General features: G+C 71.2%; 24 protein-coding genes. 17 read left to right on the top strand and 7 right to left on the bottom strand.

Translation table 11 applies throughout. The features are described 5' to 3' along the window. From RT323_RS11790 to RT323_RS16740, 6 genes are all read left to right on the top strand, one after another. The coding region (locus RT323_RS11790) for an iron chelate uptake ABC transporter family permease subunit (RefSeq protein ID WP_313408572.1) at window positions 1-323 on the top strand (323 nt) is incomplete at its 5' end. Next, a complete protein-coding gene (locus RT323_RS11795) occupies window positions 316-1,158 on the top strand; it encodes an ABC transporter ATP-binding protein (RefSeq protein ID WP_313408574.1) in 843 nt (280 codons plus the stop codon). The genes RT323_RS11790 and RT323_RS11795, both read left to right, overlap by 8 nt. Beyond that, window positions 1,151-2,857, top strand: a complete 1,707-nt coding sequence (locus tag RT323_RS11800; RefSeq protein ID WP_313408575.1) for an ABC transporter ATP-binding protein — start codon at window positions 1,151-1,153, stop codon at window positions 2,855-2,857. The genes RT323_RS11795 and RT323_RS11800 overlap by 8 nt, the downstream gene beginning before the upstream one ends. Beyond that, window positions 2,854-4,602: an ABC transporter ATP-binding protein gene (locus RT323_RS11805; protein WP_313408577.1), complete on the top strand. Its 1,749-nt coding sequence runs from the start codon at window positions 2,854-2,856 to the stop codon at window positions 4,600-4,602. The genes RT323_RS11800 and RT323_RS11805 overlap by 4 nt, the downstream gene beginning before the upstream one ends. Window positions 4,603-4,616: 14 nt before the next feature. Further along, entirely contained in the window at window positions 4,617-4,988 is a 372-nt protein-coding gene (locus RT323_RS11810; RefSeq protein WP_313408579.1) for a thioesterase, FlK family, read from the top strand. Between the two features lie 40 nt (window positions 4,989-5,028). Then, entirely contained in the window at window positions 5,029-5,103 is a 75-nt protein-coding gene (locus RT323_RS16740) for a 50S ribosomal protein bL37 (protein WP_369797015.1), read from the top strand. 77 nt (window positions 5,104-5,180) lie between these two features. Here RT323_RS16740 and rsrA read toward each other — a convergent pair whose 3' ends face one another. From rsrA to RT323_RS11830, 4 genes are all read right to left on the bottom strand, one after another. Further along, entirely contained in the window at window positions 5,181-5,441 is a 261-nt protein-coding gene (gene rsrA, locus RT323_RS11815; RefSeq protein WP_313408581.1) for a mycothiol system anti-sigma-R factor, read from the bottom strand. After that, a complete protein-coding gene (locus RT323_RS11820; protein WP_313408583.1) occupies window positions 5,438-6,052 on the bottom strand; it encodes a sigma-70 family RNA polymerase sigma factor in 615 nt (204 codons plus the stop codon). Before RT323_RS11820 ends, rsrA begins: the two co-directional genes overlap by 4 nt. An 88-nt stretch (window positions 6,053-6,140) precedes the next feature. Further along, entirely contained in the window at window positions 6,141-6,848 is a 708-nt protein-coding gene (locus RT323_RS11825; RefSeq protein WP_313408586.1) for an SOS response-associated peptidase, read from the bottom strand. A gap of 75 nt (window positions 6,849-6,923) precedes the next feature. Continuing rightward, a complete protein-coding gene (locus RT323_RS11830) occupies window positions 6,924-7,571 on the bottom strand; it encodes a hypothetical protein (protein ID WP_313408589.1) in 648 nt (215 codons plus the stop codon). A 255-nt stretch (window positions 7,572-7,826) separates the two neighbouring features. Between RT323_RS11830 and RT323_RS11835 the strand changes: the two genes are divergently transcribed. The 9 genes from RT323_RS11835 to cls all read left to right on the top strand — a co-directional run bounded on the left by RT323_RS11835 (window position 7,827) and on the right by cls (window position 16,856). Beyond that, window positions 7,827-10,031: a sigma-70 family RNA polymerase sigma factor gene (locus RT323_RS11835; protein WP_313408591.1), complete on the top strand. Its 2,205-nt coding sequence runs from the start codon at window positions 7,827-7,829 to the stop codon at window positions 10,029-10,031. A 36-nt stretch (window positions 10,032-10,067) separates the two neighbouring features. Next, a complete protein-coding gene (locus RT323_RS11840; RefSeq protein WP_313408593.1) occupies window positions 10,068-10,553 on the top strand; it encodes a DoxX family protein in 486 nt (161 codons plus the stop codon). After that, window positions 10,550-11,809, top strand: a complete 1,260-nt coding sequence (gene aroA / locus RT323_RS11845) for a 3-phosphoshikimate 1-carboxyvinyltransferase (protein WP_313408598.1) — start codon at window positions 10,550-10,552, stop codon at window positions 11,807-11,809. The genes RT323_RS11840 and aroA overlap by 4 nt, the downstream gene beginning before the upstream one ends. Continuing rightward, on the top strand, window positions 11,806-12,783 hold the full coding sequence (gene rsgA, locus RT323_RS11850; RefSeq protein ID WP_313408601.1) for a ribosome small subunit-dependent GTPase A: 978 nt from the start codon (window positions 11,806-11,808) through the stop codon (window positions 12,781-12,783). The genes aroA and rsgA overlap by 4 nt, the downstream gene beginning before the upstream one ends. A 35-nt stretch (window positions 12,784-12,818) precedes the next feature. Then, complete coding sequence (gene hisN, locus RT323_RS11855) at window positions 12,819-13,715, top strand: histidinol-phosphatase (RefSeq protein WP_313408603.1); 897 nt, start codon at window positions 12,819-12,821, stop codon at window positions 13,713-13,715. Window positions 13,716-13,817: 102 nt separating this feature from the next. Beyond that, window positions 13,818-14,246, top strand: coding sequence for a CBS domain-containing protein (locus RT323_RS11860; protein WP_313408605.1), 429 nt, complete (start codon window positions 13,818-13,820; stop codon window positions 14,244-14,246). A gap of 103 nt (window positions 14,247-14,349) precedes the next feature. Next, the gene (locus tag RT323_RS11865) at window positions 14,350-14,943 is read left to right on the top strand and encodes a PadR family transcriptional regulator (protein WP_313408608.1); all 594 of its coding nucleotides are present in this window, start codon (window positions 14,350-14,352) and stop codon (window positions 14,941-14,943) included. Then, a complete protein-coding gene (gene arfB, locus RT323_RS11870) occupies window positions 14,933-15,337 on the top strand; it encodes an alternative ribosome rescue aminoacyl-tRNA hydrolase ArfB (protein ID WP_313408611.1) in 405 nt (134 codons plus the stop codon). Before RT323_RS11865 ends, arfB begins: the two co-directional genes overlap by 11 nt. 52 nt (window positions 15,338-15,389) lie before the next feature. Further along, a complete protein-coding gene (gene cls / locus RT323_RS11875) occupies window positions 15,390-16,856 on the top strand; it encodes a cardiolipin synthase (protein WP_313408613.1) in 1,467 nt (488 codons plus the stop codon). A gap of 4 nt (window positions 16,857-16,860) precedes the next feature. Here the strand turns inward: cls and RT323_RS11880 are convergent, their stop codons facing one another. Then, the gene (locus tag RT323_RS11880) at window positions 16,861-17,310 is read right to left on the bottom strand and encodes a CAP domain-containing protein (protein ID WP_313408616.1); all 450 of its coding nucleotides are present in this window, start codon (window positions 17,308-17,310) and stop codon (window positions 16,861-16,863) included. A 76-nt stretch (window positions 17,311-17,386) separates the two neighbouring features. After that, on the bottom strand, window positions 17,387-17,707 hold the full coding sequence (locus RT323_RS11885; RefSeq protein WP_313408618.1) for a hypothetical protein: 321 nt from the start codon (window positions 17,705-17,707) through the stop codon (window positions 17,387-17,389). An 84-nt stretch (window positions 17,708-17,791) separates the two neighbouring features. Between RT323_RS11885 and RT323_RS11890 the strand changes: the two genes are divergently transcribed. Beyond that, the gene (locus tag RT323_RS11890; protein ID WP_313408621.1) at window positions 17,792-17,965 is read left to right on the top strand and encodes a hypothetical protein; all 174 of its coding nucleotides are present in this window, start codon (window positions 17,792-17,794) and stop codon (window positions 17,963-17,965) included. A 10-nt stretch (window positions 17,966-17,975) separates the two neighbouring features. On the opposite strand, the gene RT323_RS11895 is transcribed toward RT323_RS11890, so the two are convergent. After that, window positions 17,976-18,677, bottom strand: coding sequence for a VIT family protein (locus tag RT323_RS11895; protein ID WP_313408624.1), 702 nt, complete (start codon window positions 18,675-18,677; stop codon window positions 17,976-17,978). Between the two features lie 209 nt (window positions 18,678-18,886). On the opposite strand from RT323_RS11895, the gene RT323_RS11900 reads away from it, so the two are divergent. After that, a partial coding sequence (locus RT323_RS11900; protein ID WP_313408626.1) for a DUF222 domain-containing protein occupies window positions 18,887-19,523 on the top strand: 637 nt, incomplete at its 3' end.

Here is a 19,523-nt window from a genome sequence, read left to right on the forward strand (position 1 = left end):
CCACATCGCTCGGCGTCCGCGCGGGCCGGACCGAGCGGGCGGCGTTGTGCGTGGCGGTCGTCGTCGCGTCGGTGGTCACCGCGGTGGCCGGACCGATCGGATTCGTGGCCTTCGTCGCGCCCCAGGCGGCGCTGCGCCTGTTCCGCACGGCGGGACCGACACCGTTCGCCGCCGGCCTGGTCGGCGCTGCCATGCTCGTACTCTCGGACCTCGTGGCCCAGCACCTGCTGTTCCCGCTGCCCGTCGGAGTCGTCACGTCGGTCGTCGGCGCCCCCTGCCTGCTCCTGCTGATCATCACCCACCTGCGGAGGTCGAGTGTCTAGTCCCGCCACCCGGACGGTGCCCAGCGTCGTCCGCGTCCCCAGCCCGGTCGCTGCTCCGGCGATTCGCGCCAGCGGCCTGCACGCCGGCTACCGCGGCCGCCCCGTCGTCCACGGCGTCGAGCTGGACGTGCCCGCGGGCATGATCACGTCGATCATCGGCCCCAACGGCTGCGGCAAATCGACGCTCGTCAAGACGCTCGGTCGGCTCCTGACCCCGACCTCGGGGCACGTCGAGCTCGCGGGCGACCCGCTGGACTCGCTGCGCCCCAAGCAGATCGCCCAGCGACTCGCGATCCTCCCGCAGAATCCCGTCGCGCCCGAGGGCCTCGTGGTGCGCGACCTGGTCGCCCGCGGCCGCCAGCCGCACCAGCCCTGGTACCGGCAGTGGTCGCTCGAGGACGACCGGATCATCGATGAGGCGATGGCGGCCACCGGCGTCCTCGAGCTCGCGGAGCGCCCTCTCGACGAGCTGTCCGGCGGGCAGCGTCAGCGCGCCTGGATCGCGATGAGTCTGGCGCAGCAGACCGACCTGCTGCTCATGGACGAGCCCACCAGCCACCTGGACCTGGCCCACGCCGTCGAAGTCCTCGACCTCGTCGTCGACCTGTGCCGATCCACGGGACGCACCGTGGTGATGGTGCTGCACGACCTGAGCCTCGCCGCGCGGTACAGCGACCACATCGTCGTGATCAAGGACGGGCGGGTGCACGCCCAGGGACCGCCGGGCGACGTGATCGCCGCCGACCTGCTGGAGGACGTGTTCGGGTTGTCGGCCCATGTCTTCGCCGACCCGGTGGACGGCCTGCCGACCGTGGTCCCGGTGAGCCATGCCTGACGAACCCCTGCCCGCTCCCCGGTCCGGGCTCGCCCTCATCGGCCGTGGCCTGCGGCGCCATCGCCGAGCGCTGGCGGCCGGGTATCCGCTGATCCTGTGCTGGCAGCTCTGCGAGACGCTCGTGCCGGTCGTCATCGGATTCGTCGTTGACCACGGGATCACCACCGGGGACGGCCGCCGGCTGCTCGAGTCGTTGCTCGTGCTGGCCGTCCTGTTCGTCGTGCTCGCGAGCGCCTACCGGTTCGGCAGCCGGTTCGTCATGCGGAGCATCGAGACCGAGGCGCACCTGCTGCGGCTCGAGATCACCGGTCATGTCCTGCACCCCCGCGGTGCCCGCACCGATCTGCTGCCCGGTGAGGTCCAGGCCCTCGCGACGTCCGACGCGGCACTCGTGCCCACCGTCTTTCGCCAGTTGGCCTTCACGATCGCCTCCCTGACGAGCGTCGTCGTGGTCGCGGCCTACCTCGTCGTCGTCGACGTGGTCGTCGGCCTGCTGGTGCTGCTGGGCGTCCCGGCCGTGCTGCTGCTGATCCAGGTGATCTCGCCGCTCGTGGCTCGGCGGACCGAGACCCAGCAGGAGCGCACGGCACGGGCGACCGGACTGGCCGCCGACCTCGTGCAGGGCCTGCGTCCCCTCAAGGGCATCGGCGGCGAGGGCGTCGCGCTGGCCCGGTACCGCACGACGAGCCGCGAAGCGGCGGACGCCACCATCGGCCTCGCCCGCTCCTGGGGCTACCTCGGCGGCCTCACCGCCGGATTGAGCACGGCGCTGCTGGGCGCGGTCACCCTCGTCGCCGGCACCGCCGCGATCGAGGGCCGGATCACCCTCGGCCAGCTCATCGCGATCGTCGGCCTGACCCAGTTCCTGGCCGAGCCGATCCGCGCGCTGAGCGACTTCAGCGCCCAGTTCGCCGGCTCGCGCGCCGCCGCCGGTCGCATCAGCCGCTTCCTCGGAACACCTCGACTCGTGGCGGTCGGCGACGCACTCCCGGGGTCGTCTGCCACCTCGGTCGTGCTCGAAGCGGTGGATGCCGGGGCCCTGCGATCCTTCGACCTCTCGACGCACGACGGCGAGGTGCTGGCGGTGACGGTCGACGATCCGGCCGTCGGCGACGCGCTCATGGGCGTGCTGGCCGGCGAACGTCCGATCGAAGCCGGTCGGGCACGCCTGGGCGATGCCGACCTCGCGCACCTCGACCTGCAGGCACGACGCGCCACCCTGACCGTCGCTCCGCACCACGCCACGATCGACGAGGGGACCCTGCGCTCGGTGATCGACCCGGACGGCACGATGACACCCCAGGACCTCGACCTCGTGCTGCAGGCCTCGGCGGCGCAGGACGTCGTGGCGCTGCACGAGGAAGGGCTCGACCGCCGGATCCGCGCCGAGGGCAGCACACTGTCGGGCGGCCAGCGCCAGCGGCTCGGCCTGGCCCGCGCCCTCGCGCTGGACAGTCCCGTCCTGGTGCTGCACGACCCGACGAGCGCCGTCGACGCCGTCACCGAGCACGCGGTCGCCGAGGGTCTTGTGCGGATGCGCCGCCGCGACGGCCGGTCCACGATCGTGCTGACGAGCAGTCCGGCGCTGCTGCAGGCGGCCGATCGCGTGGCCGTGGTCCGCGACGGGCGGGTCGCCCTGGTGGGGACGCATGCCGAGCTGCTCGCCGACACCGACTACCACCGGGCGGTGCTGCGATGACGGCCGAGCGCATCCTGCTGCCCGTCGCGAGCGGCAGGGACACGACCCGACGCGGGTGGCGCCTGCTGCGCGAGCAGTCGGGCTGGCTCACCGTCACCGTCGCCGCCTTCCTCGTCGCCGGGCTGACCGGTCTCGTCCCCGTCCTGATGATCGGCCAGGTGGTCGACGCGGTCGAGTCCTCCGGGGACCGCGACGACGTCGTGCGTGCCGTGACGTGGATCCTGGCCGCCGGCGCGGTCGCGGCGGTCGCCACGGCGATGTCGACCGCCTGCCTGGCCCGCGCGGTCGCACCGGCCCTGGCCCAGCTCCGCGAGGACGTCCTCGACCGCGCCCTGCACCTCGAGACCGAGCGGATCGAGGCCGCCGGGATCGGCGATGTCGTGTCGCGCGTCGGCGACGACGTCCGGCAGGTCACGGAGTCCCTCGACGAAGCCGTCCCCGCGACCCTGGCGTCGGTCGTGACCCTGGCCTTCACGATCGGCGGGCTCTTCACCCTCGACTGGCGCCTCGGCGTCGCAGGCCTGGCGGCGGCCCCGTTCTACCTCGGCGCGGTCCGCTGGTACGTCCCGCGCTCCGGGCCCATGTACCGCGAGGAGCGTCGGGCCCAGGGAGAACGGGCGGACGCACTGGTCACGGGCGTCCACGGCGCCACGACCCTGCGTGCCTTCGGCCGCGAGCGGCACGCCGTGGCCCGGGTGGACGGCACCTCGTCGGCCGCCGTCGAGGTGGCGATGCGCGTGTTCCTCATGTTCACCCGTTTCGGGTACCGGATGAACATGTCCGAGCTCGTCGGGCTCGCCGCCGTCCTGGCCGCGGGGTTCTGGACCGTCCGCTCGGGCGCGGGATCGATCGGCGACGCGACGGCCGCGGCGCTGTTCTTCCACCGGTTGTTCAACCCCATCGGTGCGCTGCTGTTCCTGTTCGACACCGTCCAGGCCGCCGGCGCGGCGCTGACCCGACTCGTCGGGGTGGCGGATCTCCCGGGTCCCACACCGGACCGACTCGACCCCCGCGACGCGACGCTCGAGCTGGTCGACGTGCGCCACGCGTACGAACCCGGGCGGGACGTGCTGGCCCCCGTCTCCCTGCGCCTGCCGCCCGGACGCATCGTCGCCGTCGTCGGCGCCACCGGGGCCGGGAAGACCACGCTGGGTGCGATCGCCGCGGGTGCCCTGCGACCCGCGGGAGGTCGCGTCCTGCTCGGCGGCCGGGACCTCGCCGGTGTGGACGAGTCCGAGGTGCGGCGTCACATCGCCCTCGTCGCCCAGGAGGTCCACGTCTTCGCCGGCACCGTCCGGGACAACCTGCTGCTGGCCGACCCGGAAGCGAAGGAGGCCGACCTCTGGGTCGCGCTGGAGACGGCGCTGGCCCGGCGATGGGTCGAGGCCCTGCCGTCCGGACTCGACACCGTGGTCGGTGACCACGGCCGTCCCCTCACCGCCCCGCAGGCGCAGCAGCTCGCTCTCGCGCGGGTCCTGTTGGCGGATCCGCGGGTCGTGGTGCTCGACGAGGCGACGGCCGAGACCGGTTCCTCGGGAGCGCGCGACCTCGAGCAGGCCGCCCTGCGCGTCCTCTCGGGACGGTCGGCACTCGTGATCGCGCACCGCCTGACCCAGGCGCGCGACGCCGACGAGGTGATCGTGATGCACCTCGGCGAGGTCGTCGAGCACGGCACGCACGACGACCTGGTCGCCCGCGACGGCCGGTACGCGGCGCTGTGGCGGGCGTGGTCCGCGCCGGGATGAGTAGCGTGGGCGCCATGACACAGACGGCGACGGTGGTGCACGTGGTGGGACCTGAGCACACGGCGAGGGCCGTCGGCAGCGGCGACCTCGACGTCCTGGGGACACCGGTCGTGCTCGCGTGGCTCGAGGAAGCGACGTGCGCCGAGCTGGACCTGGATGCCTCCCAGACGAGCGTCGGGACCCGGGTCGAAGTGCAGCACCTGGTCGCCAGCGCGGTCGGCTCCACCATCACGACCCGGGCGACGGTGACCCAGCGCGACGGCCGCATGGTCATCTTCGACGTCGCCGCGCACGACCAGCGCGGGACGCTCGTGGCGAGCGGACAGGTGCGCCGGATCGTGGTCGATCGCGAGCGCTTCTTGTCCCGTGTGCCCGCCGTCGACTGAATGTGGGAGACTGGGTGGTCAGCTTTTTTAGGAGGAGACCATGGGCAAGACCGGTCGCAAGCGTCGGGCGCGCCGCAAGAAGGGCGCCAACCACGGTAAGCGCCCCAACGCGTGAATCGTGCCGTACATGCACGAAACCCCATCCGATCGGATGGGGTTTCGTCGTCTCTGGGCCGCCCGGGACCGGCCCGCTCAGGACTCTGAGCGGATCTCGATCTGCACCGAGCGGATCCGGAAGAGCACCTTGTCGCGCAGCGGTGGCGGCGCGACCTCGGAGCACGAGCGGCCGACGAGCGACTTCACGATCTGCTCGAGGTGGTACTCGTTGAGGCACTCGGAGCAGTCGTCCAGGTGGGACTGGATCTCGTCGCAGCTGGCGCTGTCGATCTCGTGGTCGAGGAAGACGTAGAGGTTCTCGAGGGCCTTCTCGCAATCGGGTCCGTCGCAGCTCATTTCGCGTCACCTCCGGCGGGAACCTTCATGCCCCGGTCTCGCGCATAGTCGGCCAGCAGCTCGCGCAGCTGGCGCCGACCGCGGTGCAGTCGCGACATCACGGTGCCGATCGGCGTGTCCATGATCTCGGCGATCTCCTTGTACGGGAAGCCCTCGACGTCGGCGAGGTACACCGCGTAGCGGAAGTCCTCGGGCAGCTGCTGCAGGGCGTCCTTGACGTCCGAGTCGGGCAGGCGCTCGAGCGCCTCCATCTCGGCCGACTTCAGTCCCGAGGACGTGTGCGCCGCGGCGCGGGCGATCTGCCAGTCCTCGATCTCGTCGGTCACCTGCTGCGGCTGGCGCTGCTTCTTGCGATAGCCGTTGATGTAGGTGTTGGTCAGGATCCGGTACAGCCATGCCTTGAGGTTGGTGCCGGGCTTGAACTGGTGGAACGCGCTGAAGGCCTTGGCGTACGTCTCCTGGACGACGTCCTCGGCATCGGCGGGGTTGCGGGTCATGCGCAGGGCGGCCGAGTACAACTGGTCGAGGAACGGCAGGGCGTCGGCCTCGAATCTGGCCTGGCGCTCCTGGGGTGTCTCGGTCGCCAGGTCCACGACGTTGTCGTCAGTCATCACTGACCAGCCTACTGCCGTGGGGCGAGACGGGCATGCGAGCATTCGTTACCTCCTCCTGTGAGGTCAAACGAGGCGCACGGCCGGACTATTCCCCGTCGATCGGCAGCGGCTCGACCAGCTCGGGACCGTTGTTGCGCACGTTGTTGACCTCCGTCGAGACGGGCCACGCGGACAGCACTCCGGGAGTCGCCGCGACGAGGTGGTCGAGGGCCTCCGGCCACGGCTCGGGCGCCAGCCACCGCTCGACGTGATCGGGCTCGACGATCATCGGCGCCCGGTCGTGGATGCGACCGTCCTCGCCCTCGGCCGAGGTCGTGAGGATCGTGTACGTGAGCAGCCACTCCCCCTCGGGGTCCTTCCAGAACTCGTAGAGGCCGGCCAGGCCCAGGCCGCCCTCGGCGCTCATGAAGAACGGCTGCTTGGGTGGGCGCTTGCCGCCCTCGGGCGCCTCGGGCTGGTACCACTCGTAGAACCCGTCGGCGGGCACGATCGCGCGGCGCTGGGCGAACGCCTTGCGGAACGAGGGCTTCTCGGCGACCGTCTCGCTGCGGGCGTTGATGAGCCGGTTCCCGATCGAGGGGTCCTTGGCCCAGGACGGGACCAGGCCCCACTTCGCGGTCACGAGCTCGCGACGGAACGAGTCGTCCGTCTTCCGCCCGACCACGAGGGGCGCGAGCTTGGTCGGAGCGAGGTTGTAGTCGGCGCCGGTGTCGGTGAACAGGTCCCCCAGGTCCGCCTCGAAGTCACGCTCGAGGCTCGTGGAGGTCCGAGAGGTCGCATACCGGCCGCACATGCGGCCATCGTAGGTCGGCGCCTGGCCGATCCGGCGGGTTCCGCCACACCCGAGATGGTGGCGGATCCCGCCGGCTCACCCGGTGAGTGCGTCGAGCACCCACGTCACGTCCTGCGCCACCGGGGGCAGCAGCTCGAGCCACACCCGCGGGGGCGGTGACTCGAACGACCGGCGAAGCAGGATCGTGACGAGACTGAGAGTCGGCTGGTCGAGCCGATCGCGCTCGGCCAGCACGCAGAACCGGCGCGGGCTGAGCTGGGCGATGACCTCGTCGCCGGGGAACACGGTGCGCAGGGCCACGCTCACGTCGACCGCGTGCAGCGTCGACTCGAGCACGTTGCCCTGCTGCCGCGGCAGCTCCACCACGACGAGGCCGTGCCGATCCGTGACCGTCGTGCCGTCCCTGACCGCCCCGCGATACAGCCCGTCGAGGCTGTGTCGCAGGTGCGGCAGGGACGACAGCTGGGTCAGCGGGTCCTCGCAGGACGTCTCCAGTTGCAGCATCCGGGACGTCTCAGCCCAGGCCACGGCAACCCCGCGCACCATCGCGAACGACGGTTCGAGGCCGTCGAAGGCCCGCTCCACCCGGTCGAGGACCTCGTGGAGGGGAACTCCGAGGGACGCTGCACTCGCTCCCACCTCGTGTGCAACGTCCACTGCGTCCACCCGGCCGGCACGGACGGCCGAGTCGAGCTCGACATAGCTCACGTCGAAGGGGTCCATCAGTGCCTCCTCTCACGGATTGCCGGGCGGAATCGCCGTGTTACGAGGAGGAGACGAGGTCGCTCCGGCTTCGTGACGCGGTTTCGCCCGGCCAATCGGTCAGGCCGGCACGAAGGCCGCATGGGCCACTGGAACTACGGGAAACTGCTCACCGGAACGGGGGACAGTAACCGTGAGTGACACCTAGACTGGTCGCGTGGGGCCCGAAGGGGCGCGCGCATGCGTGCCCGCCACCTGTCTCGGAGGGAGCCGGCCGTGACCGTCGACGCGCACTCCTCCATCAGCGAGGGGCGCAGTGACGCCGAGTTGCTGGCAGCGGTGCGCGAGGGCGACTCGGGCGCGTACGGCGAGCTCTACGCCCGCCACCACACGGCCGCGGATCGCCTGGCCCGACAGCTCATGCGCGGCCCCGATGCCGATGACCTCGTCGCCGAGGCGTTCACCAAGGTCCTGGTCACCCTGCAGAAGGGCGCCGGCCCCCAGGAGTCGTTCCGCGCGTACCTGCTGACCGCGATCCGCCGCCTGCACGTCGACCGTATCCGCGCCGTGACGCGCGAGCGTCCCACCCAGGACGACTTCGAGCTCGACGGCCGGGTGGACTTCGTCGACACCGCCGAGCTGGGCTTCGAGCGCACCACGACCGCCGAGGCGTTCGCGTCGCTGCCCGAGCGCTGGCAGATGGTGCTGTGGCACCTCGACGTCGAGGGGCAGAAGCCGGGCGACATCGCACCGCTGCTCGGGATGAGCGCCAACAGCGTGTCCGCCCTCGCCTACCGGGCTCGCGAGGGCCTGCGCCAGGCCTACCTGCAGAAGCACCTCGCGCCGACCACGTCGCCCGACTGCCAGTTCGCGATCGGCAACCTCGGGGCGTTCGTGCGCGGCGGCCTCGCGCGGCGCGACTCCGGCAAGGTCCAGCGCCACCTCGACGAGTGCCGCTCGTGCATGGGCCTGTACGTCGAGCTGCAGGAGTTCAACTCCGGCATGGCGGGCATCCTCGCACCGGTCGTCCTGGGCACGGCCGCGTCGGGCTACCTGCAGGCCACCGGCGCGGCCAGTGGCGGCCTCGTCGGCGCCAGCGGGCTGCTGGGCGAGAGCGGCGGCAGCGGTGGTGGTGGTGCCGGTGCCGGTGGCGCGGGAGTCGCCGGCAGCTCGACCTCGGGCCTGATGGGAGCGCTGGGCACGATCGGACCGGCCGGCATCGCCGCCGGAGCCGCCGCCAGCGTCGTCGTCATCGCCGGCGCCGCAGCGCTGATGACCGTCGAGGCCCCGCCCGACACGACCCGCGAGACGACGCAGGTGTCCCCACCCCGCACCCAGACCAACCCGTACTCGACCGACGAGGACGCCCCCGCCGGCACGCCGCCGTGGGCCGGACCCACGACCCCCGACCTGTTCGATGACGACCTCGACGTGCCGACGGACGAACCGAGCGACTCGGGACCGGGTGGCCCGGACGAACCCGAGCCGTTCGATCCCGTTCCCACCGATCCGCTCCCGTCGATCCCCCTGCCCGAGCCGGAGCCGACGCAGGAACCGACTGACGAGCCGACGGACGAGCCGACTGAGGACCCGACGGACGAGCCGACGGAACCCGTCACCGAGCCGACGCCCACCGACCCGGTGCCGACAGACCCGCCCGTCACGGCGGAGCCGAGCGAGACCCCGCCGACCGACGAGCCGTCGCCGGAGCCGACCACCGAGCCGACGACGGAACCGACGACCGACCCGACCAGCGCGCCCACGTCGGATCCCACCACGAACCCGACCACCGAGCCCACGTCGGAGCCCACCACTGAGCCGACGACGGAGCCCACCTCCGAGCCGACCTCGGCACCCACGATCCCGATCCCCACGGAGCCGACGACGGCTCCCACCACGGAACCGACCACCGAACCGACGACGGAACCGACCACCGAACCGACCACCGAGCCGACGACGGAACCGACGACCGAGCCGACCAGCGCCCCCACGACGGATCCCACGACGGATCCCACGACGGATCCCACGACGGACCCGACCACGGACCCGACGACCGAGCCGACCACGGAACCGACGACCGAACCGACGACCGAACCCACCACGACGCCGACCACGACGCCGACCACGCCTCCGACGCAGGCGCCTGCCGACCGCACCGTCTCGGCCACGTCCACCACGACGTGGACGGGCCTGTTCAGCTACGCGACCAGGTTCGACTTCCGGGTGGGCCGCGACGTGCCTGCCGGCACCCGCGTGACCATGACGGTGACGTTCACGGGCGGGATCTCCCCCGTCGAGCTCATCACCGGCGTCGAGGGCTGGCCGTGCGAGCGCGCTCCGCTCAGTCCGGTCATGGAGTGCGCGAGCACGGTCGGCAACGACGGTCGCCTCCCCCGGCTCACGGTGAAGTCACCGTTCTCGCCGCGCGGCACCTGGGTGCTGGCGAGCGACGGCCGCACCACGACCGGCTCCTTCGGCTGAGCGCGACCCGTCCCCGTCCTGCGGCATGATGAGGACATGACTCTTCTGCGAACGGTCGCGCGTCCGATGCTCGCCTCGATGTTCGTCGCCGGCGGGACGATGGCGCTGCGCAAGCCCGACGCGCTGGCGGCGAAGGCCCAGCCCATCGCCGACGTCCTGCGCAAGGTCGCTCCCCAGGCCCGGCTGTCGCCGCGGAACGTCGTGCGCCTCAACGCCGCCGTCCACATCGCCGCCGGCACCGCCCTCGCCACCGGGCACCTGCCGCGCACGTCGGCGCTCGTGCTGGCCGCCACGATGCCCGTCACGACCGTCTCGGGCCACCCGTTCTGGAACGAGACCGACCCGGTCGCGCGCCGCAACCAGCGCGCGCACTTCCTCAAGAACGTGTCGCTCACCGGTGGCCTGCTGATGTCGACCCTCGACCCCGAGCCGCACAAGCCCTGGTTGGGCACCCGCGCCAGGAACACCGCCGTCGCTGCGAAGGACAGCCTCGTCGACCACGTCGACGACCTGCGCAAGTGACCGACTGGCCGGCCCCTCGCCCGTCCGGTCGCCTCGACGCGACCGTGGTGCTGCCCGGGTCGAAGTCCCAGACCAACCGTGCCCTCGTGCTGGCGGCGATCGCCGACGGACCGAGTGAGGTCCACCTGCCCCTCGTCGCCCGGGACACCGAGCTGATGGCCTCGGCCCTGGAGTCGCTCGGCGCTCGCATCGAGCGCGGTTCGCGGACGTGGACCGTCACGCCCATCGAGCCGGTGGCCTCGGCCACGGTCGACTGCGGGCTGGCCGGCACCGTGATGCGGTTCGTGCCTCCCGTCGCTGCGCTGGGTGCCGCCGACGTCCGCTTCGACGGCGATCCGCGGGCCCGCGAACGTCCCATGGGGACGACGATCTCCAGCCTCCGGGACCTGGGCGTCCGCGTCGACGACGACGGGCGCGGCAGCCTTCCCTTCACGGTCCACGGCAACGGCGGCGTCCGCGGCGGCGCGCTCACGGTGGATGCGTCCGCGTCCAGCCAGTTCGTCTCGGCCCTCATGCTGGTCGCCCCACGCTTCGCCGAGGGACTCAACCTGCGTCACGAGGGAGGCACGCTCCCCTCGCTGCCCCACGTCGCGATGACCGTGACCGAGCTGCGGCGGCGTGGGGTCGTCGTCGACGAGTCCGAGGCGCGCTGGCACGTCCAGCCCGGGCCGGTGAAGGCGCTCGACGTCACGATCGAGCCCGACCTGTCCAACGCTGGCCCGTTCGTGGCGGCGGCGCTGGCCACCGGTGGGCAGGTCCGCGTCCAGCACTGGCCTGACCACACCGACCAGGCGGGCGACGACTGGCGCCGGCTCGCCTGGGCGTTCGGCGGCAACGCCACGCGTGAGGGCGAGGACCTGGTCTTCATCGGGCCGGCGCGGCTGCGCGGCGTCGACCTGGACCTGCACGACGTCGGCGAGCTGACGCCCGTCGTCGCGGCACTGGCGGCGCTGGCCTCCGGTCCCAGCACCATCACCGGCGTGGCCCACCTGCGCGGCCACGAGACCGACCGGCTCGCCGCGCTGGCCACCGAGATCAACCGGCTCGGCGGCGACGTCGACGAGCTGCCCGACGGACTGGTCATCCGGCCCGCTCCCCTGCACGGCGGCTCGTTCGCGACCTACGACGACCACCGCATGGCCCATGCCGGCGCGGTCATCGGGCTGTGCGTCGACGACGTGGTCATCGAGGACATCGGCACAACCGCCAAGACGTATCCCGGCTTCGCCGACGACTGGACGCGGATGATGCCGTGAGGGACGAACACGACCAGTACGAGCGTCCGCGACGGCACACACGTCCTCGTACGAAGGACCGGCCCGACTACTCCCGGGCCGAGGTCGCGATCGTCACGACCGTCGATCGCGGGCGCTACACCCTCGTGATGCCGGACGACACCGTGGTCACGGCGATGAAGTCCCGTCCGCTGGGCCGTCAGGGCGTCGTCGTGGGTGACGAGGTCCGGGTCGTGGGCGACACCTCGGGCTCCGAGGGCAGCCTCGCCCGCATCGTCGAGGTGCTCGAGCGCCGCACCGTCCTGCGCCGCACGGCCGACGACGACGACCCCATCGAGCGGGTCGTGGTGGCCAACGCCGACCAGCTCGTGATCGTCACCGCCCTCGCCGATCCCCCGCCCCGGCCCGGCCTGATCGACCGGTGCCTCGTCGCCGCATACGACGCGGGGATGGACCCGGCCGTGTGCCTGACCAAGGCCGACCTCGCCCCGGCCGAGGACGTCGTCGCGCAGCTGGCGCCGCTGGACGTGCGCGTGGTGGCGACCGAGCAGGGCGGCGACCTCGACCACGTCCGCGACCTGCTGCGCGATCGCACCAGCGTGCTGATCGGCCACAGCGGCGTGGGCAAGTCCACCTTGGTCAACGCCCTCGTGCCCGACGCGCACCGCACCACCAGCCACGTCAACGAGGTCACCGGCCGAGGACGCCACACGTCGACCTCGGCGATGATCCTGACCCTGCCCTTCGGCGGCCGGATCGTCGACACGCCGGGCTTCCGGTCGTTCGGGCTGGCCCACGTCGACATCGACCGCATCCTGCGTGCCTTCGCCGACCTGAACTCGGCCGCGCGCGACTGCCCGCGCGGCTGCACGCACCTCGCCGAGGAGCCCGAGTGCGCCCTCGACGACGCCGCTGCCGAGGGCGAGATCGACCCGGCCCGGCTGCAGTCGTTCCGGCGGATCATGGCCAGTCGATCACTGGCTGACGAGTACTGACCAGCGCGCGCCGGCGAGACCGTAGGCTGGGCCCCATGGCCAACCCGTACCTCGATGACCTGCGACTGGCCCACGTCCTGGCCGACTCCGCCGACAACCTCAGCATGGACCGCTTCGGCGCCCTCGACCTCGAGGTCTCGACCAAGCCGGACATGACGTACGTGACCGAGTCCGACCGCGCCGTCGAGGACGCGATCCGGCGCACCCTCAAGACGTCGCGCGGGCGTGACATCGTCCTGGGCGAGGAGTCCGGCGAGATCGAGGGCACGGCCGAGCACTCCGAGCGGCGCTGGATCATCGACCCGATCGACGGCACCTCCAACTTCGTGCGCGGCGTGCCCGTGTGGGCCACGCTCATCGCGCTCGAGGAGGCGGGCGAGATCGTCGTCGGCTGCGTCTCCGCACCGGCGCTCGGCCGCCGCTGGTGGGCGATGAAGGGCGACGGCGCCCACACCGGCAAGTCCTTCCGCCAGACCAGGCCGATCCACGTCTCGAACGTGCGCGAGCTGACGGCCGCCTCGATGTCCTACTCGTCGGCGCCCAGCTGGGACCAGCTCGGTCGCCAGGGCGAGTTCGACGCGCTGCTGCGCCAGTGCTGGCGCACGCGCGCCTACGGCGACTTCTGGTCCTACATGATGGTCGCCGAGGGCGCCGTGGACATCGCGGCCGAGCCCGAGCTGAACGTGTGGGACATGGCCGCGCTCGACATCATCGTGCGCGAGGCCGGTGGCCAGTTCACGAGCCTGGCCGGCGAGCCCGGACCGTGGGGCGCCAACGCCGTGGCCACGAACGGGCGCCTGCACGACGCCGTGATGGCGTACCTGGGTCATTTCCCCGACGACGAGCAGGCGTTCGCCGACGAGCCCACCGGGTTCTCCGACGAGCCGCTGGCCGACAACGTCACGCGCCTGCGGTTCACGCGCGACGACTGACGCCTCCCGGGCTGCGCTGCGGCGCTCCCGGCCCGCGAGATCGGGTCCTGCACATGGCTGTGATGCGGGCTACACTGCCGAGCAAAGTCGAGGAGGCTTCACATGCGCGTACGCGACGTACTCACGGCCAAGGGCAGCAGTGCCGTGTTCACCATCGCTCCTGAAGCGACCGTCGATGAGCTGTTGGACGTGCTCGCCGAGCACAACATCGGTGCCCTGGTCGTCAGCTCGGACGGCCGCTCGATGGCCGGCATCGTGTCGGAGCGGGACGTCGTGCGCAAGCTGCGGGGAGTGGACTCCCCGAGGGCGGCCACCGTCGCGCAGATCATGACGACGGACGTGACCGTCTGCGGTCCCGAGGACTCGTTCGGCTCACTCATGAACATGATGACCGAGCGCCGGGTCCGGCACATCCCCGTGATCGACGAGGGCGACGTGGTCGGCGTGCTGAGCATCGGTGACGCCGTGAAGTTCCGCATGGACCAGCTGGAGTTCGAGCGGGACCAGCTCACGAACTACGTGCAGGGCTGAGACCCGGATCTCAGCGATCTCGCTTGTCGTCGAGTGTTAATCGATATATCGTTAACACATCGACGACAGATGAACGGTCGTCATGAGACGAAAGGGGCCGATCATGCATCGCACCCATCACGAACACGCCGGGCAGCCCCGGCACCCCCGCCGTTCGCGTCGCGCCGGCGGACCCCGCGACTTCGACTGGGAGCTCGGCCCCGGCCGGACCGGTCGCCCCGGGCCCCGCGGCCCGCGTCGCGGACGCAAGGGCGGCGACGTCCGCGCAGCAGCACTGCTGCTGCTGGCCGAGGCGCCCGCCCACGGCTACCACCTGATCCAGCAGATCGCCGCCCGCAGCGAGGGCGCCTGGTCGCCCAGCCCCGGCTCGATCTACCCCGTCCTGCAGCAGCTGGAGGACGAGGGACTCATCGAGTTCGAGCGCGTCGACGGTCGCAAGACCGCGACCCTCACGGATGCCGGCCAGGCGTACATCGAGGAGCACCGGGACGCCCTGGGCGAGCCGTGGAACCCCGAGCAGCTGGGCCGCGGCATCCCCGCGGAGTCCGCAGCGCTCAACACGGCGCTCAAGTCCCTCATGTCCGCCGCCCGTCAGGTCATGTCCGACGGCACGCCGGCCCACCAGGCCCAGGCGGCCGAGGTCGTGGCCGAGGCACGGCGCCGGATGTACGGCCTGCTCGCGGACGATGACTCCTGATCGAGTCGTCCGGTTGCCCGAGTCGGAGCTGAGCTGGCGCTTCAGCCGCTCCTCCGGCCCGGGCGGCCAGCACGTCAACACGACCGAGACCCGCGTCGAGGTCCTGTGGTCCCCCGCCGACAGCACCGTGCTGACGCCGGACCAGAAGGCCCGGGTCGCCGCGCGCCTGCGCGGCCGACTCGTGGACGGCCGGGTCTCGGTCGTCGCGTCGTCGCACCGGTCGCAGCTGCGCAATCGCGAGGACGCCGTGCAGCGGCTCGAGGAACTGGTCGCCGAGGCGCTGCGACCCGTCAAGAAGCGGCGGCCCACGCGACCCACGCGCGGCTCGGTCGAGCGACGACTCGACGCGAAACGGCGCCGCAGCCAGACGAAGCGCGATCGCCGCGACTGGTGATTGCGACCTTCATCGAACCCATCGCGACGCGATGAGGCGCTAGCCTGCCCCCATGGGCGATCTCAGCACCATCATCTCCGTGGTCGCCGTCGTCGTCGTGATCTCGATCAACATCGCCGCGATCGGCATCATCCCCGAGGGCCGACGCCCCCAGACCGCGATGGCCTGGCTCATCCTCGTCGTCTTCGCGCCCTTCCTGGGCCTGCTCGTCTTCCTGTTCTTCGGCAGCGCGCGCATCGGGCACCACCGCCACCGCCAACTGACGGCCGCGAACCGCGTCATCGAGCGCGAGACCCGAGGCCTGGCCGGCGAGGTCCCGCACGACGCCCCGGACTACGTGGACTCGATCGTGCACCTCAACCACCGCCTCGCGTCCATGCCGCTGACGACGGACAACCACGTCACGCTGCTGCCGGACTACCGCGAGTCGATCGCCGAGATGATCGAGGCCATCGACGCGGCCGAGAACCATGTGAACGTCGAGTTCTACATCATGGCCCTCGACGAGATGACCATCCCGTTCTTCGACGCGCTCGACCGCGCCACGGACCGTGGCGTGAGGGTCCGGCTGCTCTTCGACCACCTCGGCACCCGCGGGATCCCCGGGTACCCCGAGCTCAAGAAGCGACTGGCGGCCTCGGACATCGACTGGCACCTGATGATGCCGCTGCTGCCGCTGCAGGGGCGGTTCCGCCGACCGGACCTGCGCAACCATCGCAAGCTCCTGGTGGTGGACGACATCGTCGGCTTCACCGGGTCGCTCAACCTGACCCATCCCTCGTACAACAAGCCGAAGAACATCGAGATCGGACGCGAGTGGGTCGAGCTGTGGATGCGGCTCGAAGGGCCCATCGTCGCGACGATCGACGCCCTGTTCGCCGCCGACTGGGCACTCGAGACGAACGAGCTGCTGGAGGTCACGACGCATCGCGTCGACCAGACGCCGCACTCGGACCGGGACGAGGTCGCCGTGGCGGCCCAGCTGGTGCCGAGCGGTCCCGGCTTCGAGGCCGAGAACAACCTGCGCCTGTTCACGTCGCTGATCTACAACGCACGAGGACGCCTCTCGCTGACGAGCCCGTACTTCGTGCCCGACGAGACGCTGTTCTACGCGGTCACGACCGCCGCCCAACGTGGGCTGGACGTCGAGCTGTTCGTCAGCGAGCAGGCGGACCAGTTCATGGTCGGCCACGCCCAGGCCTCCTACTATCGCGAGCTGCTCGAGGCCGGCGTGCGGATCTGGCTGTACCCCGCCCCCTTCGTCCTGCACGCCAAGCACTTCAGCGTGGACGACGATGTCGCGGTCGTGGGCACGAGCAACATGGACATGCGCTCGTTCGCACTCAACTACGAGATGAGCGTGATGCTCGTCGACCGGGGCGTGGTCGAGCGCATCCGCAAGGTCGAGGACACGTACCGCGCCCGATCGCGCGAGCTGACGCTGGACGAGTGGCACCAGCGCCCCCGCCGGACCCGGTTCGTCGACAACGCGATGAGGCTGACCGCCACGCTGCAGTGAGGCGTCAGGCCGGGCGGCCGAAGACCTGGACGGTGTAGGTGCGGCCGTCGCTGTCCTTCGCGACGCCGATGCCGATCCGGGTGAACTTGCGGCTCAGCATGTTCTTGCGGTGGCCCGGCGAGTTGAGCCAGCCGCGGATGTTCGACTTCGGGGTCCGGAAGCCGTACGCGACGTTCTCGCCGACGGTGCGCGACCTGCACGCACGCAGGACCACCGAGAGGTTCTGGTGGTACATCCGCTGCTGCCTGGCCATGCGGCGGGCCTGGCGCTGCGCGTAGCGGTCGAGGCACTTCCCGTGCCTGAGCGCGCGGACGTCGTTCGCCGTGCGGGCCTTGTTGGTCTGCTTCTTCAGGCGCTGGTCGAACGTGTCGACCGACATGGCGACCGAGGACGGCGCGGCAGGGACCACGACGAGAGCCATGGCGACAGCGAGGGCGACGAGGATTCGGCGCATCAGGACCTCCGGAAAATCGGTTCTGCCAGCGTAATGCAGGAGTGCCGATCGAGACGCGTGTTACGCCTGATGCATCTCAGGCGCCGGAGTACCCGTTCAGCAGGGCATAGAAGACGATGATCGCGGCGACCGCTGCGGCGAGCCCCGCCGCACCGCCGACCGCGACACGGTGAGCGATCCTGGACCGCTCGCCCGCAACCGCGGGAACGAGGACCCACAGCAGCGCGCCGAGCGCGACCATCACCGCGACGAACACCGGCAGGATCCAGTCCTCGTTCGACTCGTCGAGCACCGCGGCGGTCGTCGGGAACAGGCCGATGGCCACGATCACGAGCAGCGCGCCGATTGCGACCCGGCGGTAGTCGCGGCGCTGCGGGGGCGAGGTGTGGTCGTCCATGTGCCGAACCTACTGCGCCCGACCGGGCGTCCGCTGCGCGACGTCGCGTCGTGGGGCACGATCGAAGGGAGCGAAGGAGGCACCATGACCACGAGCCCTGACGAGCCCCAGCCCGGCATCGACCCCGACCTCGAGCCCGCCGCCGAGCCGGCCGACGCCGTCGAGCAACAGCGCGAGGCGTGGGAGAACGCGGACGACGCCGTCGTTCCCGACCCGGACCGACCCGTGCCGTTCGACGAGGACGAGCCGACGCCCTGAGCGCACCTCGTCAGGCGACGCCCGCGGTGCCGAGAGCGGAGCCGATCGCGTAGGTCAGCCCCAGCGCCATCGCTCCCCCGAGCACGAGCCGCACGGCCGCCCGGGCCCTGGGCCCGCCACCGATGGACGCCGCGACCGAGCCCGTGAGGGCGAGGGCCATCAGGACCGCCACGACCGTCACCGGAATGCGCCACGTCGGCCCGGTGGCCAGCATCGCGACGAGTGGGAGCAGCGCGCCGAGCGTGAAGGCCAGTGCCGAGGATGCGGCCGCGCCCCACGGGCTGACCAGGTCGTGCTGGTCGATCCCCAGCTCGACCTCGAGATGCGCGGCGAGCGCGTCGTGCTCCGACATCTCGCGGGCGGCCGTGCGTGCGGTCGCCGGGGAGATCCCCCGCTCCTGCAGCATGTCGACGAGCTCGGCGAGCTCGCCCTCCGGATCCTCGCGCAGCTCCGCGCTCTCGATGCGGATCATGTGGCGTTCGCTGTCGCGCTGGCTGCTGACCGACACGTACTCCCCCAACGCCATCGACACCGCGCCGCCGACCAGTGCCGCCGTGCCGGCCGTCGCGATCGCACCCGTGTCGCTCGTGGCGCCGGCAACGCCCACGACGAGGGAGGCCACCGAGACGATCCCGTCGTTCGCCCCCAGGACGCCCGCGCGCAGCCAGTTCAACTTCTGCGCGGTGACGGCGTTCGGTTCCTCATGACCCATGCGGGCAGGTTAGGCCCTGGGGGATCTCCGTCGCGAACCTGCCCAGGACATGGCGTTCACGATGTGGACTTCTTATTGTGCCTACCTCTCTTCACCCAATACGATGGGAACATCAGTTCGAGTGAATCGGGGGATTCGTGGACGTCATCGGTGGGCTCAGGTCGGGGCAGCGGTTCCTGGCGTCTGCGCGTGCCCGTGACCTCGAGTCCTTGACCCCGGATCAGGTGGCGGCTGAGGCGGCTGCGGTGCAGTCGCTGGAGCGTGAGGCGGCGGCGTTGAAGATGGCGTTGTTCGCTGTCGCCGAGCAGAAGAAGGCCCATCAGGGCACGGGCGCGGTCGACATGACGGCGCTGGTCGCGAATGGGTCGGGGATCACGCGGCGTGAGGCGAGCAAGCAGATCAGACTGGCCACCCGGATCGAGACCGCACCCCAAGTCAAGAAGGCGCTCGCGAGGCCGGGGATGTCGACTGCGAAGGCCGCGATCGTCACCGGCGCACTGGACGAGCTACCGGCGGACCTGACCAAGGCTCAGCGTGACCAGGTCGAGACCGAACTGGTCGAAGCAGCACAAGCAATGACGGCCGACCAACTGACGCGCAAGGCCAAGCGCGCGATCGAGACCCTCGACGTGAAGCGGGCGGACGACATCGAGAACAAGCGACTCCAACGCGAGGAACACGCCCAACGACAGTTGAGTGAGTTCTGGATCGGACGACCCGACGAGCACACCGGCCTGGTCAAGTTCGGCGGCAAGACCGACGCGCTCACCGCCGACATGCTGCGCGCCGTCATCGAGTCCAAGACCAGCCCCCGCAAACGCGCACTCGCCGAGGCGGAGAAGACCG

The organism is Aeromicrobium sp. (assembly GCF_032084975.1).
Taxonomy (GTDB): domain Bacteria; phylum Actinomycetota; class Actinomycetes; order Propionibacteriales; family Nocardioidaceae; genus Aeromicrobium.